26 protein-coding genes and 1 pseudogene are annotated in these 20,970 nt (G+C 36.1%); 13 read left to right on the top strand and 14 right to left on the bottom strand.

Annotated features, from left to right (window positions below; translation table 11 throughout):
- Nucleotides 1-200: 200 nt before the first annotated feature.
- From KHA94_RS20265 to fabL, 3 genes are all read right to left on the bottom strand, one after another.
- On the bottom strand, nucleotides 201-452 hold the full coding sequence (locus tag KHA94_RS20265; RefSeq protein ID WP_213103890.1) for a YgaB family protein: 252 nt from the start codon (nucleotides 450-452) through the stop codon (nucleotides 201-203).
- Nucleotides 453-712: 260 nt separating this feature from the next.
- The gene (locus KHA94_RS20260; RefSeq protein ID WP_213103889.1) at nucleotides 713-913 is read right to left on the bottom strand and encodes a gamma-type small acid-soluble spore protein; all 201 of its coding nucleotides are present in this window, start codon (nucleotides 911-913) and stop codon (nucleotides 713-715) included.
- Between the two features lie 258 nt (nucleotides 914-1,171).
- The gene (gene fabL / locus KHA94_RS20255) at nucleotides 1,172-1,921 is read right to left on the bottom strand and encodes an enoyl-[acyl-carrier-protein] reductase FabL (RefSeq protein ID WP_213103888.1); all 750 of its coding nucleotides are present in this window, start codon (nucleotides 1,919-1,921) and stop codon (nucleotides 1,172-1,174) included.
- A 154-nt stretch (nucleotides 1,922-2,075) separates the two neighbouring features.
- On the opposite strand from fabL, the gene KHA94_RS20250 reads away from it, so the two are divergent.
- Nucleotides 2,076-2,267, top strand: a complete 192-nt coding sequence (locus KHA94_RS20250) for a hypothetical protein (protein WP_213103887.1) — start codon at nucleotides 2,076-2,078, stop codon at nucleotides 2,265-2,267.
- Nucleotides 2,268-2,508: 241 nt separating this feature from the next.
- Here KHA94_RS20250 and mutY read toward each other — a convergent pair whose 3' ends face one another.
- Nucleotides 2,509-3,576 (bottom strand): A/G-specific adenine glycosylase, encoded by a 1,068-nt coding sequence (gene mutY / locus KHA94_RS20245; RefSeq protein WP_213103964.1) that lies wholly within the window; start codon nucleotides 3,574-3,576, stop codon nucleotides 2,509-2,511.
- Between the two features lie 564 nt (nucleotides 3,577-4,140).
- Between mutY and KHA94_RS20240 the strand changes: the two genes are divergently transcribed.
- The 3 genes from KHA94_RS20240 (at nucleotide 4,141) to KHA94_RS20230 (ending at nucleotide 5,635) form a co-directional block, all read left to right on the top strand.
- Nucleotides 4,141-5,121 (top strand): metal-dependent hydrolase, encoded by a 981-nt coding sequence (locus tag KHA94_RS20240; RefSeq protein ID WP_213103886.1) that lies wholly within the window; start codon nucleotides 4,141-4,143, stop codon nucleotides 5,119-5,121.
- Between the two features lie 175 nt (nucleotides 5,122-5,296).
- Nucleotides 5,297-5,467, top strand: coding sequence for a small, acid-soluble spore protein K (locus KHA94_RS20235; protein WP_057774920.1), 171 nt, complete (start codon nucleotides 5,297-5,299; stop codon nucleotides 5,465-5,467).
- Nucleotides 5,468-5,491: 24 nt separating this feature from the next.
- On the top strand, nucleotides 5,492-5,635 hold the full coding sequence (locus KHA94_RS20230) for a YpzG family protein (RefSeq protein WP_213103885.1): 144 nt from the start codon (nucleotides 5,492-5,494) through the stop codon (nucleotides 5,633-5,635).
- A 117-nt stretch (nucleotides 5,636-5,752) separates the two neighbouring features.
- Here the strand turns inward: KHA94_RS20230 and KHA94_RS20225 are convergent, their stop codons facing one another.
- Complete coding sequence (locus KHA94_RS20225; RefSeq protein WP_249365622.1) at nucleotides 5,753-6,067, bottom strand: YfhH family protein; 315 nt, start codon at nucleotides 6,065-6,067, stop codon at nucleotides 5,753-5,755.
- A 187-nt stretch (nucleotides 6,068-6,254) separates the two neighbouring features.
- On the opposite strand from KHA94_RS20225, the gene KHA94_RS20220 reads away from it, so the two are divergent.
- Nucleotides 6,255-6,932, top strand: a complete 678-nt coding sequence (locus tag KHA94_RS20220; protein ID WP_213103884.1) for an SDR family NAD(P)-dependent oxidoreductase — start codon at nucleotides 6,255-6,257, stop codon at nucleotides 6,930-6,932.
- A gap of 41 nt (nucleotides 6,933-6,973) precedes the next feature.
- Here KHA94_RS20220 and recX read toward each other — a convergent pair whose 3' ends face one another.
- The gene (recX, locus tag KHA94_RS20215; RefSeq protein ID WP_213103883.1) at nucleotides 6,974-7,774 is read right to left on the bottom strand and encodes a recombination regulator RecX; all 801 of its coding nucleotides are present in this window, start codon (nucleotides 7,772-7,774) and stop codon (nucleotides 6,974-6,976) included.
- Between the two features lie 164 nt (nucleotides 7,775-7,938).
- On the opposite strand from recX, the gene KHA94_RS20210 reads away from it, so the two are divergent.
- The 3 genes from KHA94_RS20210 (at nucleotide 7,939) to KHA94_RS20200 (ending at nucleotide 9,327) form a co-directional block, all read left to right on the top strand.
- Complete coding sequence (locus tag KHA94_RS20210) at nucleotides 7,939-8,841, top strand: TIGR01777 family oxidoreductase (protein WP_213103882.1); 903 nt, start codon at nucleotides 7,939-7,941, stop codon at nucleotides 8,839-8,841.
- A gap of 76 nt (nucleotides 8,842-8,917) precedes the next feature.
- Complete coding sequence (locus tag KHA94_RS20205) at nucleotides 8,918-9,043, top strand: YfhE family protein (RefSeq protein WP_213103881.1); 126 nt, start codon at nucleotides 8,918-8,920, stop codon at nucleotides 9,041-9,043.
- Nucleotides 9,044-9,135: 92 nt separating this feature from the next.
- Complete coding sequence (locus KHA94_RS20200) at nucleotides 9,136-9,327, top strand: YfhD family protein (RefSeq protein ID WP_213103880.1); 192 nt, start codon at nucleotides 9,136-9,138, stop codon at nucleotides 9,325-9,327.
- Between the two features lie 54 nt (nucleotides 9,328-9,381).
- Here KHA94_RS20200 and KHA94_RS20195 read toward each other — a convergent pair whose 3' ends face one another.
- The 3 genes from KHA94_RS20195 to KHA94_RS20185 form a co-directional block, all read right to left on the bottom strand.
- Nucleotides 9,382-9,879, bottom strand: a complete 498-nt coding sequence (locus KHA94_RS20195; protein WP_213103879.1) for a DoxX family protein — start codon at nucleotides 9,877-9,879, stop codon at nucleotides 9,382-9,384.
- 391 nt (nucleotides 9,880-10,270) lie between these two features.
- The gene (locus KHA94_RS20190) at nucleotides 10,271-12,106 is read right to left on the bottom strand and encodes an ABC transporter ATP-binding protein (RefSeq protein WP_213103878.1); all 1,836 of its coding nucleotides are present in this window, start codon (nucleotides 12,104-12,106) and stop codon (nucleotides 10,271-10,273) included.
- Nucleotides 12,099-13,829 carry an ABC transporter ATP-binding protein gene (locus KHA94_RS20185; RefSeq protein ID WP_213103877.1) on the bottom strand — a complete coding sequence of 577 codons (1,731 nt, stop codon included), beginning with the start codon at nucleotides 13,827-13,829 and terminating at the stop codon, nucleotides 12,099-12,101. The genes KHA94_RS20190 and KHA94_RS20185 overlap by 8 nt, the downstream gene beginning before the upstream one ends.
- 246 nt (nucleotides 13,830-14,075) lie before the next feature.
- Between KHA94_RS20185 and KHA94_RS26340 the strand changes: the two genes are divergently transcribed.
- The gene (locus KHA94_RS26340) at nucleotides 14,076-14,198 is read left to right on the top strand and encodes a hypothetical protein (protein ID WP_275950910.1); all 123 of its coding nucleotides are present in this window, start codon (nucleotides 14,076-14,078) and stop codon (nucleotides 14,196-14,198) included.
- A gap of 39 nt (nucleotides 14,199-14,237) precedes the next feature.
- Here KHA94_RS26340 and KHA94_RS20180 read toward each other — a convergent pair whose 3' ends face one another.
- On the bottom strand, nucleotides 14,238-14,720 hold the full coding sequence (locus KHA94_RS20180; RefSeq protein WP_213103876.1) for a hypothetical protein: 483 nt from the start codon (nucleotides 14,718-14,720) through the stop codon (nucleotides 14,238-14,240).
- A 295-nt stretch (nucleotides 14,721-15,015) separates the two neighbouring features.
- Between KHA94_RS20180 and KHA94_RS20175 the strand changes: the two are divergent.
- Nucleotides 15,016-15,150 (top strand): annotated as a pseudogene (locus tag KHA94_RS20175) (IS3 family transposase); the annotation flags it as partial.
- 202 nt (nucleotides 15,151-15,352) lie between these two features.
- Here KHA94_RS20175 and KHA94_RS26335 read toward each other — a convergent pair.
- From KHA94_RS26335 to KHA94_RS20160, 4 genes are all read right to left on the bottom strand, one after another.
- The gene (locus KHA94_RS26335; protein WP_275950909.1) at nucleotides 15,353-15,478 is read right to left on the bottom strand and encodes a hypothetical protein; all 126 of its coding nucleotides are present in this window, start codon (nucleotides 15,476-15,478) and stop codon (nucleotides 15,353-15,355) included.
- 93 nt (nucleotides 15,479-15,571) lie between these two features.
- Nucleotides 15,572-16,267: a potassium channel family protein gene (locus KHA94_RS20170; protein ID WP_213103875.1), complete on the bottom strand. Its 696-nt coding sequence runs from the start codon at nucleotides 16,265-16,267 to the stop codon at nucleotides 15,572-15,574.
- A 504-nt stretch (nucleotides 16,268-16,771) separates the two neighbouring features.
- Nucleotides 16,772-17,275, bottom strand: a complete 504-nt coding sequence (locus tag KHA94_RS20165; RefSeq protein ID WP_213103874.1) for a hypothetical protein — start codon at nucleotides 17,273-17,275, stop codon at nucleotides 16,772-16,774.
- 132 nt (nucleotides 17,276-17,407) lie between these two features.
- Nucleotides 17,408-18,394 (bottom strand): diaminopimelate dehydrogenase, encoded by a 987-nt coding sequence (locus KHA94_RS20160; RefSeq protein ID WP_213103873.1) that lies wholly within the window; start codon nucleotides 18,392-18,394, stop codon nucleotides 17,408-17,410.
- 239 nt (nucleotides 18,395-18,633) lie between these two features.
- Between KHA94_RS20160 and KHA94_RS20155 the strand changes: the two genes are divergently transcribed.
- The 3 genes from KHA94_RS20155 (at nucleotide 18,634) to KHA94_RS20145 (ending at nucleotide 20,903) form a co-directional block, all read left to right on the top strand.
- Nucleotides 18,634-19,491: a hypothetical protein gene (locus tag KHA94_RS20155; RefSeq protein ID WP_213103872.1), complete on the top strand. Its 858-nt coding sequence runs from the start codon at nucleotides 18,634-18,636 to the stop codon at nucleotides 19,489-19,491.
- Nucleotides 19,488-20,063, top strand: a complete 576-nt coding sequence (locus KHA94_RS20150; RefSeq protein WP_213103871.1) for a hypothetical protein — start codon at nucleotides 19,488-19,490, stop codon at nucleotides 20,061-20,063. Before KHA94_RS20155 ends, KHA94_RS20150 begins: the two co-directional genes overlap by 4 nt.
- Nucleotides 20,064-20,348: 285 nt before the next feature.
- Nucleotides 20,349-20,903, top strand: a complete 555-nt coding sequence (locus KHA94_RS20145; protein WP_213103870.1) for a GNAT family N-acetyltransferase — start codon at nucleotides 20,349-20,351, stop codon at nucleotides 20,901-20,903.
- Nucleotides 20,904-20,970: the final 67 nt, after the last annotated feature.

The raw sequence follows: 20,970 nt of genomic DNA, 5'->3' as shown, positions 1-20,970 counted from the left end.
AGAGGTTAGACATGAGATAATCTAAATTTGACGATTTTTTAATATCCCAACTATAATCCCCTTTAATTTTTCAAATGACTAAAGGCAACAAAGAACGAATCCTTTTTCTATTATTATAACGGTTTTAAGCAAATTTTAAAACAAAGAGCCATTGAAAAACATCAATGGCCTTAAGAAAAATTAATATTAGATAAATTTTTTTATACTGTTACTTTTACTTTTTGATAGGAGCGAATGACTTCTTCTGTCTGGTTTTCAAATAATAGATGAATTTCTTTTAATTCACTCTTCAAATTTGCAATTTCAATTTGAATACTTTCTAGCTCTGTTTTCTGCTGTAAAGAATTTAGTTCTTCTTCTATTTCCTCACAACGCTCAAGCTCACTTTGGAGAAATAATAGTTTTTCCATTATTTGCAGTTGCTCAGATACTAAATAGTTAAAGTTTTTCATCCTTTGTCACCGTCCCGTTAATTATTCATGTCTATGTATTCGCTCATAACTTTACGAACCCTTTGACTACTTCTGTAGACTAGATAGAAGTTTTGTCGAAAAGAAAAGCGAAAGAATCAAATTTTAGATTGTTCCTTTTAAGTTCAAAGGAGCTTTAAGACGGGCCGGCGAGAAGATTTTTTTCTTTAAATCCAACAAAGTAATGCTTTATCCCAAAAAGAAGGTGCCCTTTCGAATGAGGAGCACCTTCTTTGTAAGTATTATTGGCCTTGTTGACCTGCGTTTTGAGCTTTTTTTGCTTCAGCTTGTTGGTTTTGTTGTTTTACATCTTGAGCATTGGTTTCACTTGCAAACTCAGTACCGAATTGGCCTTGAGCAGCACCGCCAGCTGATTGAGCATTTTGTTGTCTTACTTCTTGAATGTTAGTTCCAGCTGTAGATTGATTTGGTTGTTTTGCCATGATTATCACCTCCACGCTCTTTAATTTATCCAAGCGCAGAAATATTATCCTTAGATTTTAAAAAACTAGGGCAAGAAAATTTATGTAATGTGAAACTTCAATCCAAGGGTCGACGACGTACACGATATGCTAGTGCCAAAATTGCCAGAGGACAAGGAAAGCTGAGGCAGGGAGATATCACCTATCTATAGAAAATAAACCCATTTCGAATCAAGCAAAAATTAGAATAACTTGGCATTCGCCAAGTTTCTTTTGTTTTTATACAAGTAATGATATGCCACCATCAACAATGATTGTTTGACCGCGAATCATACTTGATGCATCTGCCAATAAGAACATAACGGTATTTACGATATCATCTATTTCAACCATTCTGCCAGCAGGTGTTTTGGTTTTTGCTTCAGCAAGCATTTCTTCCCTGTTTGGAAAATGCTTTAATGCTTTAGTATCTACTGCACCACCGGAAACAGCATTAACAATAATATTCTTAGGGGCAAGTTCAACGGCTAAGTATCTCGTTAAAGCCTCTAATGCAGCTTTAGAAACCCCAACGGTTGTATAATTTTCTAGATACCGAATGGAACCTAAGGAGCTAATGCTTACAATTTTACCTCCATTATTTTTTTCCATTAGCTTAGCTGCTTCTTGTGCACAAAATAGTAATGCTTTGCTGTTAATATTCATTGTCCAATCCCAATGAGACTCCTGCAGCTCCATCGCAGGTCGCTGAACACCTGAAGCTGCATTACTGACAAATACATCCAGACGTCCAAATTCTCTGTCGATTTCTTGAAATAAGAATTTGATCTTTTCAACATCCCCAACATTTGCCTTTACCGTTAAAACCTTTCTGCCCATTGCTTCAATTTCAGCAGCAACTTCCCCAGCTGCTGTTTTACTTCTTGCGAAATTGATGACGATATCATAGCCTTCTTTTGCTAATCTCAATGCAGTTGCTTTTCCAATTCCTCTGCTGCTTCCAGTTACTAATGCTACTTTTTGTGTCATTACTAACAATCCTTTCTTCAGCGATTGCACTAGAAATATAATTTTTTTGTGCACCACCTTTTTCCTCAATTGCTTAACATTTTATCTTTTTCATGTATATCTAGCAATCCGTTTCAAACAATACATATAAGGGAGTTATGAAAGGAAGAGGATTATGTATAATGGTCGAGACATGACAGAACTTTCAATGATATCAAAAAAAGACTGGAATGATCATGAACTAGCCTATTTTCACCATTCCTTCCAACAGATCGTTCCTTATCTGAATGCGGAGGGGCAATCGATTCAAAGAGAAATTGTGGAGGAAATCCAAAACCGTGGGGGATTAAGGAATACTAGAGAATAAAATGCATCTTCAATCCTGTGGGGCTCTTAGCCCCTTTAATTTGTGATAAAAGCTCTATAAAAAAGATGGGTATTAGCATCACAAACTCGGAAAATTCGACTTATGTGATGTTTATTTGTTAAGAGGAAGATTTATGAGACCACTAAACAAAGAAAATTTGCAAAAAGCAGTCTCATGAGAGTCTCATAAGAGTCTAAAGAACCCCAAAATTAAAGCACACGATTGCAAAGCCCCATCTTTTTTAAGTAAAACTCTCTTTATATTTCTTTAGAATCTTTTGGTGTGAAACGGAAAATGCATATTGCTCTATTTCACTTATCGTTACGAATTTTAATTCCTCTGTTTCCTTTTCAATCGACTGAATACTTCCTTTATACGCATTGATATTCCATGTTAAATGGGAAAAAATATGCTCAATCTGACCGATCATCTCATCTATTTGAACATCTGCATCATAATCGATTTTGAACGCATTCTTTAATTGATCTTTTTCATGTTCAAAAGGGAGCATGACTTCTACATTTAGGAATTCCCATAAATTCGCTAACAACCCAGTATTAGGCCTTTTATGGATGAGTATCCTTCCATCCTTATCTGTTAATACCGCAGCTGCTATCCGAACATGTCGGTTTTTTTTGTTTTTCGTTTTCACCGGGAGCTCGTTTTGTGTCCCTTCATTAAAAGCATCACAATGTTCACGAACTGGGCATAAAAGACAGCTTGGTGAAGTTGGTGTACAAATTAATGCGCCAAGCTCCATTAGTGCCTGATTAAAGTATGATGGATTATCATGGGAAATTAGCTGCCTTACCGCCTCTTCAAAAATCTTTCTTGTCGATGGCTTAGCGATATCACCCCAAATGGATAATATTCTGGAGAGTACCCGCATAACATTACCATCAACAGCCGGTTCGGGTACACCGTAAGCAATGCTTAAAATAGCACCAGCCGTATAGGGGCCTACTCCTTTTAAAGAAGAAATTTCCTTTTGGTTATTAGGCACTTTCCCCTCATATTTTTCATGGACTTCCTTTACGGCTGATTGGAGATTTCTTACTCGAGAATAATACCCAAGTCCTTCCCAAGCCTTTAACACTATTTCTTCATCAGCTTCTGATAATGCCTGAATCGTCGGAAACTGTTCTATAAATCGCTGAAAATACGGAATGACCGTGTCTACGCGTGTTTGCTGCAACATAATTTCGGATACCCAAACTTTATAAGGATCCTGATCTTTTCGCCATGGCAAGTCCCTTTTTTCAGCTTTAAACCATGTAATTAAGTCCTGCTGAAAGCTATTTATATTCATTTTATTGAGTTGATCAATTTCATTCTTATTATCCAACGCTATTCCTCCAAGAAGTTTTCAATAAAGTGAAACCTCCATCAGTGGGGTTTTCCGACGCACAGGATGTGCTAGTGCAGACGTTACGACAGGACGTCGTGTCTTTAGTCTGCGTTCATCCCCCACTGATGGTTAGTTGCGGCCCACAGGAAGTGGGTCACGCAGACGTTGCCACACGATGTGGCGCTTTTAGTCTGTGTTCATTTTATGGGCCTTTACGGGCAGTTTATCCCCACTTAGGTTTCTTTGATTCTCTCGCAACCTTGTAGTGGGGGTCTTACTGCCCGTTAATCTGCGACAAAAAAGGATTGTTTTCCTTTGCTAGGATAAACAACTGTTTAAATGAGAAAATATGATTATCATTTCATTTTTGAATGGTTTGAATTTTTTTCCTAAATACGCACAAGCATATGAACTTTTTTCTTCAATTTTAGCAACTCATATAAATGTAACCTATTTTTAACTGGTCGAACAACATAAATAAGACTAAAATTAAGATAGAAGAATTTCTAAAGGAGGTTATTCCTCTTGGATACCGGTACACATATTGTCATGGGTCTTGCCCTAGCTGGTATTGCGACACTTGATCCTGTAGTGGCAGAAAATTCTGCTGCAACAACTAGTGTTATGATTGGGACGATCGTTGGTTCACAAATACCAGATATCGACACCATCTTGAAGCTTAGAAGTAATGCTGTTTATATACGAAATCATCGCGGTATCACTCATTCTATTCCCGCTGTCCTGCTTTGGCCATTAGCCATTATTGCTATTCTTTATCCATTCTTCCCTGAAGCAAATCTGTTCCATTTATGGATGTGGACATTTATTGCTGTTTTCCTGCATGTTTTTGTTGATATATTTAATGCTTATGGAACACAAGCATTAAGACCTTTTTCATCGAAATGGGTCGCATTAGGTGTCATAAATACCTTTGATCCTTATATATTTGGGATTCATATTATCGGACTAATAATATGGGCTTTGGGTGCTAATCCCGGATATATTTTTATTGCTATATATGCCATTTTGTTTATTTATTATGTGCTCCGATTTAGAGAAAAGCATAAGGTCTATAAAGAAGTTAAAAGGATGATTCCTGACGCCACTGAGATCATCATTGCTCCTACAATGAAATTTAATAAATGGCGAATTGCCGTCATGAACAGGCATCAATTTTTTGTTGGTCGCGCTGTAAATTCAGATGTGGAAATTATTGATCAATTTGACCGTGTGCCTGTACCTAAGATTCCTATTTTAGATGCGGCAAAAAAGGATAAAAACCTTTCTGCTTTTTTATCATTTTCACCTGTTTACCGGTGGGAAATCGATGAATATGATGATTACTATGAGGTTCGCTTTATTGACCTCCGCTACCGCAGCAATGACTATTATCCATTTGTTGCCGTTGTTCAGTTAGACACTGATTTAAAAATTTTGACTTCCTATACAGGCTGGATTTTTAGTGAAGAAAAGTTAAGAAAAAAACTTGATATTTTACCTAGTTAACTTTTTTTACAAGCTAAAAAAGGGAACAAACCATTAGAGTTGGCTTGTTCCCTTTTTCCAATTACTAACCATTATACTGTACGAAGAAAAACAAATACTATATATACGTGAATAGCAATTACTCATCGTGCTTGCTATTCACGCTTTTTATTTTCGGGTAGGAGGCGGCTATATTATGCGTAATAAGGTGACGAACTTCCCAAATCAGAATAATAATAAATTCGAGGGTGAACCACGAGCAAAAGCTGAATATGCTTCCAAAAGAGCAGATGGAACAACCAACACACACCCTCAAGAGCGTATGCGTGCATCAACAAACCGAGATAGCGATACACCTGAATTTTAAATGAATACATGAGGAGGCTTAGTGATGGCAAAACCAAAGAATTTTTTTAATTCAAAAATCAAAGCACCTTGGTATCGGCCAAAACGTTCCCATTCACAAGTAAATGGAGAGACACAGCTTACTCAAGACCTCATTATTTTAGAAGCCATGACAAGAAAAAGATCATAAGCAGAAAGAGGATGTCTCATCCTCTTTCTCAGTTTAACTTAATTTTACGATAAAATTTACTGCTTAGAAAATCTAGGCATTCGCCGAAAGGATAAGACGAGTGCCAAGTTTTTCTAATTATTTTTTCAGCATAGAGATAGGAAGAGCTTCCTCACCATTGCTTCCTTTCAATCGAAACCCCCAAGCAAAAACACCATTCATATAATCAATTTTAAAATATTCGCCTGGAGCTCCTTCAATCTCATAAATCTCTCCAGCTTTATAGTCATCAGGATTTAATAAATATGCTTTGGCCATCACTGCTTTTCTTTCTATAACAGCAAACTCATTCACCATTCCCATTTGTTCTGCCTTCCTTGCCTTTTCATTCAGTTGAGAAATTTCCTGCTGAAGTTCATAAGAAGTCATATCACTATACCTTTTCTCTTGCAAATCATTCACCTTCCCTTACATGTACATTTACTATAAACGAATGATGTTCAATATGTACATCCTAATAACATCTAAGTAAAAGTATATTGAAAAAAGATCTTTAAGAAAAGGAGTAAGATTGAAGGAAATCCTTCATCAATTTGATACAATATGATTCAAGATGATAATAAAAGGTGTGAAGACGAAAATGAAATCAATCATTATTACAGGAGCAGGTTCAGGATTAGGAAAGGAATTAGCCTCATCCTTTGGGCTTAAAGGATATCATATTATTTTAACGGGCAGAACAATGCAAAAGCTAAAATCCGTTGAGAAACAAATCGTGGCAAATAACGGCCATGCCGATTCCTTTTTAGTTGATATTACGAATCAATCTGCTATCAAGCAGTTTATAGATGAAGCGAATAGCAAATTTGACCTTTTTGGTTTGATTAATAATGCTGGAATAGGTCACTTTGGTCCATTTGAACAATTGACTAAACAAGAAATTGAAGAAATGTTGCTCACCAATGTATTTGGAACCATTAACATGTCACAGTCCTTCCTTTCGTCTATAAAAAATAATAAAGAAGGATTGATCATGAATATTATTTCAACGGCTGGACTTAAAGGTAAAGCTAATGAGGCAGGATATTGTGCAAGTAAGTTCGCAGTTCGGGGGCTTACTGAAAGCATGCAAAAGGAATATGAGAATTCAGGCATGCAAATAAAAGCTGTTTATATGGGAGGGATGGATACGCCTTTCTGGGATCAAAACGATCATATTCAAGACAAATCTCGTCTGCGATCACCTGCGGAAATTGCTACTATCATTTTGGAAAACATGGATCAGGAAACGATTATTATTGAATCAAAAGGAAAGTAATTTGCACCATGTAAAAATCACATGACGAAATCATATGATTTTTACATATCCTTATATTCTTGAATAATCTTTTCGATTAAATCGATCGAGAATCCTTTACGATATAAGGCTTGCTTCATTTTTTGCTCATATTCATAAGTATTAATGAGATTTGAATATTTGCGATGCATTTTTACTGCATGCTTTCGTAGTGCATCCATTTCTGCATCCTCAGCTTTATCTATTTCAGATTCAGCAACAACAGCTTGGATGAGTTCATGTGAATACCCTTTCCTCATAAGCATTTGCTCAAGCTTTTGCTTCATGATACGAGAAGAATCATTGGTATTTTTTTGGACAAACTTATCTCTAAGCTTTTTGGCAACCTCAAATTCTTTCTCATAAGGAAATTCCCGTAATGCAGCATCAATCAGCTGTTCAGAAATACCCTTTTCTTTTAATTCTCCACGTATTAATCCTGATCCTTTGTCTGTCGTATTCATGAATGTTCGAACAAAAGCAATGGCGTACTCTTTATCGTCTAAAAAGTGATATTCATATAATTTATGAACTACTTCCTGGATAATGATCTCATCCACTTCTTTATCCTTTAAATACTGGCGAACTTCTTTTTCTGATCTCATCCTTCTTGATAAATATTGGATAGCTGTGTTATAGGCTTTACGTATGTCATCTTGATAAGCAATCTCTGAAAGGGAAAATTCATCTACTTCCATCCCCTTTTTCAACTGGTGGGTGATCAATACGTCTTCATCAACACTAAAGGCATATTTTTCATCTAAAAAAATATTATAACGGTCACTTTTTTTTTGCTGTACAGATATTTTTGTAATAATAGGCATGATTATCACCTCACTTTTAATGTAACACATTAAGAAATACCGTGCCTGATTTTCTAAAAGTTAATGGTGGCTGTCTGCATGATCAAATACCAAGAATTAAAAGGTGTTAAGCCATTATTGTAGAAGTCATATGGTAAGAATTATGTATACGAGGAGGATTGTGTATGAAAATTGCTTTGACTGGTGGAACGGGATTTGTTGGCAGTGCTCTTACTAAGGAATTAATCAAAAATGGGCACGAGATATTTATTTTAACAAGAAGTAATCATTTAAAAAACAGTGCAAACCTTTCATTTGTTCAATGGCTGCATGATAAAAGCCTTCCTGAAAGAGAATTAGAAGGAATTGATGTTTTCATCAATTTAGCAGGAGAATCGATAAACAGTGGAAGATGGACGGAAGACCGTAAGAAAAAAATATTGACCAGCCGTATTACAGCAACAAAGGAAGTGCTGCGCATTTGCGGCCAATTGAGAAAGAGGCCTTCCTTATTAATTAACGCGAGTGCTGTCGGTTTTTATGGAACATCTTTAGAGAAGACTTTTACAGAGAGTTCAAGGGAGCATGGAAAAGACTTTCTTGCTGCCACTGTTCAACAATGGGAGGCTGAAGCTTTTAAAGCAAGAGAATTAAATATAAGGGTTGTTTGTTGTCGCTTTGGCATTATTCTAGATAAAACAGATGGAGCATTGCCGCGGATTGCCCTTCCTTACAAATTATTTGCTGGTGGAACAGTAGGATCAGGAAATCAATGGGTGTCATGGATTCATTTAAAGGATGTCATAAATGGAATAATATTTGCCATAAATCAAACTGATTTTGAAGGGCCCGTCAACTTTACCTCTCCAAATCCGGTATCTATGAGAGAATTTGGTCAGACGCTTGGCGAGGTTTTACACCGGCCACATTGGATTCCTGCACCAGTTTTTGCCCTGAAAGCTGTATTAGGAGAAATGAGCCTTCTCGTACTCGAAGGCCAAAAGGTTCTTCCAGCAGCCTTGACATCTCATGGCTATTCATTTCAATACGATCATTTAAAACCTGCTTTAGTAGACTTCTACAAGTAATGAGTATCAAACTTTTCTAAAAAGGGAAAAATAAGGGTGGTGTGAAGTTTTATCAAAAATTGAAAGGATGATCCAAATGGATAAGAAAACGAAGGATAAGAAGAAACGATCATTATCTGCTACTCAGGAGGTCCTTTACTCACGCGAATTTAAAATGGCTGACCGGGCTGGCGGCTATGTGGACAAACATTCGAAGCATTAATTTCCACAAATAGTTTTTTGTGAAGTGTAGAAAATAATGTATGGAAGCCTTTATTTAGTTTCCGTACTTTTATGCTGAAAGGGGTTTTTGACATGGGGCGTTCACGCGGACAAAGATCTCGGGATAAAAACAAAGCATCACTCCCACAAGTACCTAAAAATATGAAATCCGATGGCATTGATGAAGAATTCTCTGAAGAGCTTGCAGATCGAGATGATCTTGAAGCTCAGGCTCGTGCAAATGCTGCAAACCAAAGAGTAAAAGAAAAGCAAAGGAATAAATAAATGAAATAAAAAGCCGGGGAACCCCGGCTTCTTATTTCTAATCCTGTATTTTATTTAAGCAGTTTGCTTATTAATTTCTTGTCCACCTTTGCCTAGGCGATTCTTAATATATGGGATTGCAAAGCGGTCAACACCCCAGTAATATGCACCACTTCCTGCAAAGAGTAGAATAATTGCTTCAGTGTATAACATAGGGTTAGTGCTTGTAGTTCCTGCTAATAAAAAGTTAAGGTTCATGAATGCACCAGCGATTAAAGCCGGAATTGTAGCTGCCCCTAGAATTAATCCTAAACCTACTAGGACTTCACCATATGCTACTAATGTACTGAATAAATCCGCGTTTGGTAAAGCAAAGTTTTCTAAAAATGCTGCATACCAGCCTTGAACTGCAGGATGATCTCCCGTTGCTTGAGCAATTGCCCCTTGCATGAATCCACTCGCATCAAAGCCATCAGTTACTTTATGCCATCCAGCAGTAAGCCATTGATATCCTAGCCAAATTCTTAATATTGTCCATAATACCGCTACTTGCGGAGTTTTCCACCATTTCATGGTAATCATCTCCTGATTTCAAAATATATTGTGACGGATTCACAATACTTATTAAAAAATTTTTACCTTATAAAGGTTATAAAGCCGGCCAGCTTTTTCAAAGAAAGAAAATTGTCAACTTCGTGAATGTTTTAACTTTCTTTCTACACTTTTAATATACTCGATAAAATCCCTAGTGCCAATGGACTTCACCATTTCTTCACAAATAATTTACAGTATATGACTATTCTGTGAACATAATTTACTAATCACCTTTTGATAGCATGAGTAACTAACTAGAATTTCCTTTCAGTAATTGAGAGCCACAGGGATATTGAATAAATAATAAAGACAGGCATTAGATATATTGCTACAGCCTGTCTTAGATCAATTTAATTTTTTTCATAATTTATCAAATATTAGTTGATGCTTCAGCATTACTATGCAGCTGAAAATAAACTCCTTCCTGCTTTATAAGAAAGTCATGCGTGCCCTCTTCAACAATTCTTCCTTTATCAAGAACAAAAATACGATTTGCATTTTGGACGGTGTTTAAACGGTGGGCAATCACAAAGCATGTTCTTCCCTTCATTAATTCTTTTAGGACTGCTTGAATCTTTAATTCAGTCACAGTATCAATGCTGCTTGTTGCTTCATCCAAAATTAAAATAGTCGGATTGGCAAGAAATGCTCTAGCAATTGATAATAGCTGCTTTTGCCCCTGACTAATACCGCTTCCATCTTGATTTAAAACTGAATCATATTGATGAGGGAGCTTCATAATAAATGAATGTGCATTTGCCAATTTTGCTGCCGTTACGACTTCCTCTTCTGTTGCTGACAGTCTTCCATAACGAATATTTTCTATTACAGTACCTTGAAATAAGAATGAATCTTGTAAAACAAAACCCATATGCTGTCTTAGGCTTTCCCTTTTTATATCAGAAATATCTTGACCATCGATTAATATACACCCACTATCCACCTCATAAAATCGAGAGAGCAAATTAATCATTGTTGTTTTCCCTGCACCTGTAGAACCAACAAATGCCGCCGTTTCACCAGGGAAAACGTGGAGATCAATATTCTTAACAGTTTGATTTTCCTCTTCATAAGAAAAAGTTACGTTCCTAAATTCGACGTCTCCCCTTACATCATTTAGCTCCCGAAGATCATTCTCATGCAGAAACTCATCCTCTTCATCTAGTATTTCAAACACTCTTTCCGCACCAGCAATAGCGGAAAGCAATGTATTAAACTGGTTGGCAAGATCATTAAGAGGACGTGTAAAGGAGCGTGAATACTCAGCAAAAATAACAATCACTCCGATTGATATCATGCCTTTTAAGGCTAGTATCCCTCCTATTCCCGCGATAATCGTGAAGCTAAAATTATTTAGAAAGTTCATCAGCTTTGGTATAAAACCAGAATAGGTTTGTGCCCAATAGCCTGCTCCTTTTAACCGTTCTGCTTTTTCCGTAAATTCAGCTATCACTTTCCTTTCCTGAGAAAAGGTTTTAATAATTCTTTGTCCTGAAATCGTTTCCTCTATGAAGCCATTTAATTCACCCAGATTTTTTTGCTGTTCCTTAAACAATTCTCCTGTTCTCTTCGTGATCCATTTCATCCCGAAAAACATAAGAGGAACGATAATCAATGTAAGTAAAGTTAATAATGGACTAAGCCAAAGCATGACTGATATCGTGCCAATAAGAGTAATTAGGCTCGAAAAAACTTGAATGACAGAGCTGTTTAAGGTTGAACTGACATTTTCAATATCATTTGTCATTCTGCTCATTAATTCCCCGTGCTGACGCTTATCGAAAAAAGCGATCGGCAGCTTATGCAAATGCTGAAATAACTTTGTTCTCATTTCATAGACTGTGTTTTGAGCGATGCCAATCATCCAGTAATTTTGAAACCAAATGGAAAGTGAGTACACAACATAGATTCCCGCAAGTCCAAGGAGAAGCGGAATAAACCCATCACTGCTCTTCTTTACAATATATTCATCGATTGCCATTCCCACCAAAAATGGTCCAAGTAAGCCCAATAAAGAACTAAGGAGTACCATAAAAAGAACAAGTAGTAAAAGCCCTTTATTAAAGGAAAGAAATTGCCAGATTCTTTTTAATGTTTGCTTGTAGTTGTTAGATTTTGGCCTCTTTTTGGTAGACGCTTCTTCTTTTTCCATATTTAATAAAGAATTTCTTTTATATTGAAACGGTCTTTTCAATTCATTAAGCATAATTTATTTTCTCCTCTCTCAATTGAGATCGGAAAATTTGTCTGTACAGCTCCGAGGATTCCAGTAACGATTCATGGTTCCCCTCATCTAATAGTCTCCCATTTTCTAAAAGCAGGATTTTATCAGCTTCCATTGCAGTACTTATTTTCTGGGTAATAATGAGTATTGTACATGTATATGCCTTTAACGCATGGAGCAATTTCGCTTCTGTTCGCATATCTAAGGCACTTGTACTATCATCAAGCAATAGAATCTTTGGTTTCCTTACGATTGCCCGCGCAATAGATAGCCTTTGTTTTTGGCCTCCTGATAGATTAACTCCTTTTTGACCAAGTTTAGTTTCAAGCTTATTTGGAAGATTGTTAATCGTTTCATAGATTTGCGCATTTTTAGCAGCATCAATGATCTCATCCATTGATGCATCTTCCTTTCCCCATGCAATATTTTCCTTGACTGTTCCAGTGAACAGTAATGCTTCCTGCGGCACAAAACCAATTTGACTCCGCAAATTCTCCTGCTTCATTTGGCGAACATCCATACCGTCGATCGAAACTTCTCCAGAACATGCATCATATAAACGGGGAATTAACTGAAACAAGCTGGTTTTGCCAGACCCAGTTGCTCCTAAGATGGCAACTGTTTCTCCTGGATGAGCAATGAAGCTAATATTTTCGAGTGCAAATGTTTTCGTCCCTGGATATTGGAAGGTCACATTTTTAAACTCAATCTTTCCCTTCTTAATCAGCAAGGATGAATCTGCATCCGCATGATCAGATAGATCCACCGCTGTATCAAGAACCTCCACAATCCGTTTAGAAGAGGCACGTGCCCGCGAAAAGGCCATAATTATAAAAGAAAAGATTGAAAAAGCACCTGTAATTCTAGTTGCATAGTTAACAATTGCAACAACTTCCCCTACCTTCACACTTCCAGTATTCACCTGAATATTCCCAAACCACAGAACACCAAGAATGCTTATATTCATAATAAATAGAAGGATAGGCATTGTAACTTCCATTAGTCTTAGCGCTTTCACTGTACGGACCTTCAATTCTTCATTCGCATCAGTAAATCGTTTTACCTCATATTTTCTTCTATTAAAAGTCTTTATTAACCTGATTCCGTTAAGATTTTCTCTCATCACATTATTCATAGAATCTAATTTTTCCTGTACCGTTTTAAATAGCATTCCGCCTTTATTCATTACCCAAGTTAAAAAAATAAACAAAAATGGTACAACTACAGATAAAATCAGTGCTAGCTTTACATTCACAACGAATGCCATGACAAGCCCCCCAATAATTAAGAGCGGGGCACGCAGCATAATTCTTAAACTCATAAATAATGTATTTTGAATTTGTGTAATATCGTTCGTCATCCTTGTAATAAGTGATGCAGCCGAGAACTTGTTAAAGTTTGCAAAAGAAAAGGATTGCACCTTTTCGAATAAACTCATTCTTACATCAAATCCGAAACTCTGACTGGCATGGGCTGAGTAAAAGGAATTGATGACTCCCGCTGCAAAGGAAATGAGCGAGAACCCTAGCATAATGACTCCCCATTTCATAACGATGGCCAAATCACTTTTTAAAATGCCATTATCAATAATCTTTGCCATTAAAAGAGGCTGAACAAGCTCAACTGCGAGCTCAGTGAATGTTAAAAATAATGCAATTGCAACAGCAATCCGGTATGGCTTTAAATAGGACAATACCTTTATCATGATGGAATCCCCCAAAGCATTTACTAGGTTATTAACGTATCTATATAAATAAATAATAATTCGAATCCCTAAATAAATAAGATAATAACATAATCATATCCCTTTTTACAGAATTTTTAAATAACTTAATTTTATATATGACTTATAGCTTTTCGGATATCTGCCTTGGGAATAGCATGTCTTGATTTGATTCATTTAAGCCCACTATTGGTTACCGATCGTGGAAAAAAGCAGGAGGGCATATCTTTGAAGGAACAAAAAAAACAATTCAAAACACTAGTAACGGGTTTCGTTTTGGGAGGGAAAATCCATAATAACAATTCAAATAACATAACAACCAATGATAATTTAAAAAAGCTTAATCACTAAAAAGAAGCACCCAATATGTGCTTCTTTTTGTTGGCTATATTAAAAAACTTCATTACCTATTTTAGTTGTTCTTTCTTCCCAATCACGAATTATTTTTAATCCTTCGATTGTTAATTCTCCTTTTTTCTCGATAACATCAGAGGCTTTATCATCATAAAACTTCAATATTAATGTGTATTTGTAATTAATTGTTCCGTCTTCATTTTCTTTCTCTTTCTCAAGTTTAACATCCTCTAATTCGATACTTTTATTTGTTTTCTTCGCAATATCGGGTGCTATTTGAAAAACTCGATTAGCCATTTGTTTTTCAAACTCTTCGTCTGAGAAGAATCCCTTCACCTTTTCACCAATTTCAATTCCAGATGGCGGGTTAGAAGGGTCTTTGATGTTGTATTGTTCCGCTTTATAATCTTTTACAAAATTTAATACATCCTCTTCTTTTATCTTTACTGTTTCTTTACTACAAGCGATTAAACTTATAATCATTATGAATAAAACCAATATTCCAAATGTTTTTTTCATACTACATCCTCCTCTATTTAATTCTGTGTTTTATATAAATACGATCCGACTGTAAAATAGTTTTATTTTTCTAATAAATACCCTCTATAACCAATAAATGTATTTATGATCGTAATATAAATATCTTTCATTTTTAATACCTTTTCTATAATACCTAATCTAAGGCCCCGTTCTCATGCTACCTGCTTTATGTGACCATAAAAGGGTTATGAAAATATTAACAGAATTCACAAATTAATAGCTAAAAAAAAACAGATGCCACTTTTAAAATGACATCTGTCTACTACTAAATATAGAATTTGAGAGTATGGAGCATTTTAAAGTAGAATTAGAGAAATATATTTACTACTATAATCACAAACGAATTAAGGCAAAATTAAAAGGCATGAGTCCAGTTAAGTACCGGACTCATGCTCAAGTAGCTGCCTAAATTTCTTGTCTAACTTTTTGGGTTCAGATCACTTAGGGCGGTTTTTCTCGTTTCTAATAAATTATAGCAAATTGACAAAATCACTGCATTAAAGCTCCATATCATGCGATTTTCTCTTTTTCGGTTTTGAATGCTGTTTATTTCTCTCTGATTGACGTTTTAAGCCTTCTAAAGAGAATTTGTTCTCTTTCCTAGTAAAAATTTATCTATAAACGCTTTTAAACGCTCTATAAGCCCCTCTAACGCTTTTGAGGGATTGTCTTAGCCTTTTCTTCGCTGCTTCCTCAATTAGCTTTAAATCATCTGCTGTTACTGAATAGGTTTTCATATATAAGACGCCCCTTTTTTATTTTAAGATTATCCCCTGTTTTAGTTGTGAGATAGCGGGCTGTGAAGCGATGGGTAACCCTTTAGCGTATATTCATAATTTCCTTTTCAAGAATAACTGGATAAACTCAATATCCTCTTTTGTTATGTCTTCAATCTCATCAATCGACTGAATTACTTTCATGACTTGCTTATCTCGAGAATCTTTAGGCTTATTACTAAAATAATTAGTAACTGCAGATGTGAATATACCGATAATCGCAATCCCTACCATTAGTAATACAGCAGCCATTAATCGACCTAATACGGTAACAGGCGCAATATCTCCATATCCAACTGTAGTTATTGTAATCAAACCCCACCACAACGCTTCACCGTAAGTTTCAATCGCCGGTTCAACTATAGCAATCGGTATTGGTATGACAAATAACATTGCGACACCAAACTTGAAAGCTGTGTCTAATCCATTCGTTTTTAACACCGCATAAAAATGTTTTAAATAACGAGAACTGATGCCAAGCAATTGAAGAACTTTAAATATACGGACGAGTCTAGCCGCTATTAAAAGGGAATCGAAAGGGATTATAGCTACTAACTCTAAGGGATGTTTCTTTACATAGTGCCACTTGTTTTCTGCTCGTGCAAAACGAACAAAGTAATCCACTACGAATATGAGCCAAATAGTTTGTTGAAAAATCACAAATCGTTTATCAACCATGAGAGCAAGGAATACTGAGATAAGGATCAAAACAATCATAAAAATTTCATATGTAATTACAAGCTTTTTCACTAAATCGACCGCCTATATCAAATAGTTTAATAGAAACAGTGTAGCACATGAGCGAAGAGAGCCAAACCATTTGGTATAGCCTGTTATACCAAATTGCATTTGGAACAGGCTCTGCGAGGCTGTGTCGGCGTCCGCCGAAGCACGCTGCAGCGTACAAAAGACCTTGGGGGGTTCGGGTACTGTGAGGTTATCAATCTAAATTCGCTCCTTATGCTCCCTTCGGTCCGCTACCGCAAATTTAATTGACAACCGCCATGTGTCGCCCTTCTCCCTCAAGTGTCCGCCGAGCAAAAAAAGACACGAGAATAATCTCTCGTATCTCTTGTATCTCACTCTTTTTCTTTGTCAATCTCGGCATTATATTCCTTCAAATTTTTTTCGTATTCTGCCATTTATTTATTGAGATAGTCTCTGTTTATCGTGTATTTTATCGGCTCATCCTTTTCGGTACCTGGCTCTTTATTAGAAATATGTAAAATTTCCGCTTACATGGACCTGCATTCTTTATTCGTTTTTGTAGGCCTCGTATTCTGATAGGATAAACAAATGGAAGATTCGTATTTCTTTTGGGTCACCTAAGGGTGATTCATCTTCAACAATTATAGGCTTTCTATTTGAATCTAACATGATCCAGTTAGATGCCAAAGTATTAAAAATACTATTTATATTCTCACTAGATAACTTAACATTTTCAATTTTGCCTGGGGATGCAGTAAAATCAGTTCCTGCCTCTAAGCCAAAGCATTCCTTCATCCATATCTGCAATCCGCCTAATGTATTAAACTTCATTTTATAGCCATTTTTAATCGTATCCTCTAAATTCTCCCCATGTTTTTCTGCATATGTAAAAAATTCATCATAATGATAATGTTGATCTTCTGCCATTTTCAGCGGGGACGTATCATTTGATTTCAAGCAAGACAATAATTCTTCGTCAGACACACCAAATCTACGGGCCCTTTCTAGTAAAATAGCAGTCATTTGAGAAAGCTTTGTTTTTTGACTCATAAATGATTCCTTCTTTCAAATGGCATTTTTTATTAAAATATTAACACAATTCACATATTAATAGATAAAAAAACAGATGCCGCTTGTTAAATGACATCTGTCTCATATCAAATCTTCGGAGAAAATCTATTATTATAGAAGATCTCTTCTTAATTCTTCAGCCGTTTTATGTGACAAGTAAACCGGTGGTACTTCAAAAACTGATTTTGCTCCAGCTTGTCCCTTTGTATTTAATCGATAAGCAGCGCGTGCATAGGCAACCAATACGCTAGAAGTGAATTCTGGATTGCTGTCTAGATTTAATGAAAATTCTATAATTTGTTTATTCCCATCACCTGTTTTTCCGCCTCGGATAACAAATCCGCCATGTGGAAGCTTGGAATGATTTGCTTTTAATTCTTCTTCGGAAATAAAATGTACCTCTGTTATATAATCAGCAAAATAATTTGGCATTGTTTTGATAGTTTCTTCAATCTTTGCTTGGTCATATCCTTCTTCGGCAACTACATAGCAAACGCGTAAATGCTTTTCAGCAGTTGAAAGTTCAGGGTTGTCTCCGCTTCTAACTTTATTAACTGCTTCTTCTATCGGGACAGTGTACTGAACAGCGCCCTTTACTCCTTCTATTCTGCGAATAGCATCTGAATGTCCTTGGCTCACACCTTTTCCCCAGAAGGTATAAGTTTCACCGACTGGCAAAATAGCTTCTGCCATTAAGCGATTGATTGAAAATAATCCAGGGTCCCAGCCGACAGAGATAATACTGGTTTTCCCGCTTTCTTTTGCAGCTTTATCAACTGAATCGAAATATTCTGGAATTTTCGCATGTGTATCAAAGCTATCAACCGTATTAAACAGTTGTGCAAACTGAGGGCCTTGTTCAGGTAGGTCGGTTGCAGATCCTCCACATAAAATCATGACGTCAATTTTGTTCTTATAATCTTCAGCTTCGGAAATATGTAAAACCTTAGCATTTGTACCCTCTACAGAAACGCTCTCTGGAGAACGTCTAGTGAAAATGCTAACTAACTCCATATCAGTAGTTTGATTTATAGCCGCTACAACCCCTCGACCAAGATTACCATAACCAACAATTCCTACATTGATTTGACTGTTCATTTTATTCCCTCCATAGCTGCAAATATTAAAGGACATTGGTGCCTTGTTGTTTTTCATATTACCTTTTTTTATTCCGACATACAATAACAACTTTAACACAATAAAGTAATAATATGCTCGCTTATTCTGATGTGCCCTACTTCCATCCATAAAAATCACAAAAATAACAAATGAAGGAAATGAGTTTTTAATATTGAATATATACACATATAAAGAAAAATATTTGAAAGGAATGCACTATGAAAATCAAAACATCTTTCCTTTATGCAGGAATGGCAATTGTATTATTAAGTTTATTTGGAAATTACATCGTATATAAATCTAGCCAGCTAAAAGAGCCAATCATGCTGAAGCATTATTATCATATTACTAATCGAGGTAGTATTTTGGAGCTTCATTATATCGCTAACCTCAGCAATGATATAGACATTCAATGGATAACGATTCCAGGATTTGATGATGGTTTATACGGTCAGCCATCATACAGTCAAACCTATACTCATTACCAGTTAAAAACATTACATATTAAGCTTGATGATCGATTTATGGATTTATTGAATGGAAAATCATTTACATTTGATCAAGTTACTGCCCATCTCTCAAATGGAAAGAACCTTACCATGCCAATCGGTGAAATTACAATATTTAATCCAGAATCCTCCACATTGAAAGTTCAAAGTTCAGGCAGTTCAAGTGATAACAGTGGTTTCGAGATATTAAAAGCAGATCATGATTTTGAAGTAACCGGTTTGGATCTTCCATTTGCAGAAGCGTTAGAATCCGCTCTTTCTTTAAAGCTACATAATGCTCGAATGGATCTTCAAGAGTTCAACAGAGAGAAAACAATTAAGGATTCGATCCCGATTAGTTCCGAACCATTTCCTATAACCGTGGAAAAAGGAAAACATTTTCATATTAATTATAAGTTTTCATTTGCCGAAAATGACCCTCACAGATTTAACTTCTATCGCATCGACGCAAAACTACAAGGTAAAGGACAAATTGGACAGGAGTTTACTGATACTTTCTACCTCTCTTATCGACCATATCTCGAAGAAAAAGATGTGAGAACCATCGTTAAGGAGGCAAAAAAATGACAAAAATACCTTCTTCCATCAACAAAATCTTTTGGGGCTTACTAATAGTCCTTATAGACTTCAATATTATTATTGATATAATGCCAGATATCATCGGTTATTTCGTCATTACATCCGGGCTAGGACAATTGCAGCCCTACTCTCAGTATTTTTCGAAGGCAAAATTTTTTTCAATCCTTTTAGCCTTTTTTTCTTTAACTGCCATCATCCAAGGACCTGGTATCCCATTAAATCAATTCCAGCCATCCGATTTTTCGCTATTCTTCATGCTTTCTACAACATTCCTAGGTCTTCTGCACATCGTTCTCATATTTTTTACTTTCAAAGGATTCATTGACATGGCAAAGAAAGATGGTCTTGTGCAGCTTTCCGAAATTGCACAAAAAAGATTGTTCATCTATATTATCGGAGCCTTCCTACCAAAGGCAGCTGTACCATTTGTTTGGAATGTCGACGATACCGGTGCTTTTTACATTCTGAGCCTTAGTGTAATCATTACAGTTATTATGGAGATTATGATCCTTATTCTGATTAGAGATTTTCGAAAGCGATATATGTGGGTTGATCAATAATGATGGAAGTTTCGATTTAGGATCATATAGTAAGATCGTTCGATAAAGTGAAACTTCCATCAGTGGGGGTTTTCTTTCATCCCCCACTGATGGTTAGTTGAACCAATCACGCTCAAAACGCCACGTCCTGTGGCTTTCGCCTGACTAGGACATCGTGTCCGTCGTCGGGCCTTTACAGGCAGTTGATCCCCCACTTAGGTTTATTTAATTCTCTCGCAACCTTGAAGTGGGGGGGCTTACTGCCCGTTAATCTGCGATAAATAATAAAATTATGGTGGTTTTAATATGGGAGAAATTCAACAAAAGCAATTTCTTACTAAAAACGGGAATAAACTTGTCATTCGAACTGCTTTGCCAGAAGATGCAGATAAAGTATTGGCATTCATAAGAAATATTATCATCGAAGCACCGTATTTGCTCACAACAAAAGCAGAATTTAATGTAACGAGTGATCAGCAGAAACGATTATTGCAGGAAGTAGTTGAGGACAATGGAAAAATAGCTATTTTAGCAGAATATGAAGGAGAAATTATTGGGTTTCTAGACTTTCATAATGGAAGAAAGAAGCGGATCGAACATCAGGGATCTTTCGGGATGAGTGTGAGAAAAGACTTCAGAAATCAAGGTGTAGGAAGAGCTTTAGTCTCAGTTTTACTAGCTTGGGCAAAGGAAAACTCGTTAATAGAAAAGGTTTGTCTTGAGGTATTCTCTGAAAATATACAAGCCATTCGCTTATACAAGAGTATTGGATTTGAAGAGGAAGGTTTGAAAAGAAGAGCGATAAAATTAAGTGATCAAACGTATCATGACTTAATCATAATGGCTTATTTTGTGAAATAGTATTTAGTTGTTTTGTTCAATGAGTGGAATTCAGTGAGGGAATTGATCCCCCACTGAGCCACTTCCC

This window comes from Cytobacillus citreus (assembly GCF_018343665.1).
GTDB classification, from domain to species: domain Bacteria; phylum Bacillota; class Bacilli; order Bacillales; family Cytobacillaceae; genus Cytobacillus; species Cytobacillus citreus.
Note: the sequence above shows the minus strand (reverse complement) of the source record. Positions and strands in the feature narration are given on the sequence as shown.

What these genes read in the sequence shown, in the direction of transcription:
- KHA94_RS20160 (WP_213103873.1), bottom strand. Translation starts at nt 18,394, where the DNA reads ATGAACAGTCAAATCAATGTAGGAATTGTTGGTTATGGTAATCTTGGT.
- KHA94_RS20190 (WP_213103878.1), bottom strand. Translation starts at nt 12,106, where the DNA reads ATGCTTAATGAATTGAAAAGACCGTTTCAATATAAAAGAAATTCTTTA.
- KHA94_RS20210 (WP_213103882.1), top strand. Translation starts at nt 7,939, where the DNA reads ATGAAAATTGCTTTGACTGGTGGAACGGGATTTGTTGGCAGTGCTCTT.
- KHA94_RS20205 (WP_213103881.1), top strand. Translation starts at nt 8,918, where the DNA reads ATGGATAAGAAAACGAAGGATAAGAAGAAACGATCATTATCTGCTACT.
- mutY (WP_213103964.1), bottom strand. Translation starts at nt 3,576, where the DNA reads ATGAATATAAATAGCTTTCAGCAGGACTTAATTACATGGTTTAAAGCT.
- KHA94_RS20195 (WP_213103879.1), bottom strand. Translation starts at nt 9,879, where the DNA reads ATGAAATGGTGGAAAACTCCGCAAGTAGCGGTATTATGGACAATATTA.
- KHA94_RS20220 (WP_213103884.1), top strand. Translation starts at nt 6,255, where the DNA reads ATGAAATCAATCATTATTACAGGAGCAGGTTCAGGATTAGGAAAGGAA.
- KHA94_RS20200 (WP_213103880.1), top strand. Translation starts at nt 9,136, where the DNA reads ATGGGGCGTTCACGCGGACAAAGATCTCGGGATAAAAACAAAGCATCA.
- KHA94_RS20180 (WP_213103876.1), bottom strand. Translation starts at nt 14,720, where the DNA reads ATGAAAAAAACATTTGGAATATTGGTTTTATTCATAATGATTATAAGT.
- recX (WP_213103883.1), bottom strand. Translation starts at nt 7,774, where the DNA reads ATGCCTATTATTACAAAAATATCTGTACAGCAAAAAAAAAGTGACCGT.
- KHA94_RS20260 (WP_213103889.1), bottom strand. Translation starts at nt 913, where the DNA reads ATGGCAAAACAACCAAATCAATCTACAGCTGGAACTAACATTCAAGAA.
- KHA94_RS20145 (WP_213103870.1), top strand. Translation starts at nt 20,349, where the DNA reads ATGGGAGAAATTCAACAAAAGCAATTTCTTACTAAAAACGGGAATAAA.
- KHA94_RS20155 (WP_213103872.1), top strand. Translation starts at nt 18,634, where the DNA reads ATGAAAATCAAAACATCTTTCCTTTATGCAGGAATGGCAATTGTATTA.
- KHA94_RS20185 (WP_213103877.1), bottom strand. Translation starts at nt 13,829, where the DNA reads ATGATAAAGGTATTGTCCTATTTAAAGCCATACCGGATTGCTGTTGCA.
- KHA94_RS20165 (WP_213103874.1), bottom strand. Translation starts at nt 17,275, where the DNA reads ATGAGTCAAAAAACAAAGCTTTCTCAAATGACTGCTATTTTACTAGAA.
- KHA94_RS20250 (WP_213103887.1), top strand. Translation starts at nt 2,076, where the DNA reads ATGTATAATGGTCGAGACATGACAGAACTTTCAATGATATCAAAAAAA.
- KHA94_RS20265 (WP_213103890.1), bottom strand. Translation starts at nt 452, where the DNA reads ATGAAAAACTTTAACTATTTAGTATCTGAGCAACTGCAAATAATGGAA.
- KHA94_RS20235 (WP_057774920.1), top strand. Translation starts at nt 5,297, where the DNA reads ATGCGTAATAAGGTGACGAACTTCCCAAATCAGAATAATAATAAATTC.
- KHA94_RS20230 (WP_213103885.1), top strand. Translation starts at nt 5,492, where the DNA reads ATGGCAAAACCAAAGAATTTTTTTAATTCAAAAATCAAAGCACCTTGG.
- KHA94_RS26335 (WP_275950909.1), bottom strand. Translation starts at nt 15,478, where the DNA reads ATGAAAACCTATTCAGTAACAGCAGATGATTTAAAGCTAATTGAGGAA.
- KHA94_RS20150 (WP_213103871.1), top strand. Translation starts at nt 19,488, where the DNA reads ATGACAAAAATACCTTCTTCCATCAACAAAATCTTTTGGGGCTTACTA.
- fabL (WP_213103888.1), bottom strand. Translation starts at nt 1,921, where the DNA reads ATGACACAAAAAGTAGCATTAGTAACTGGAAGCAGCAGAGGAATTGGA.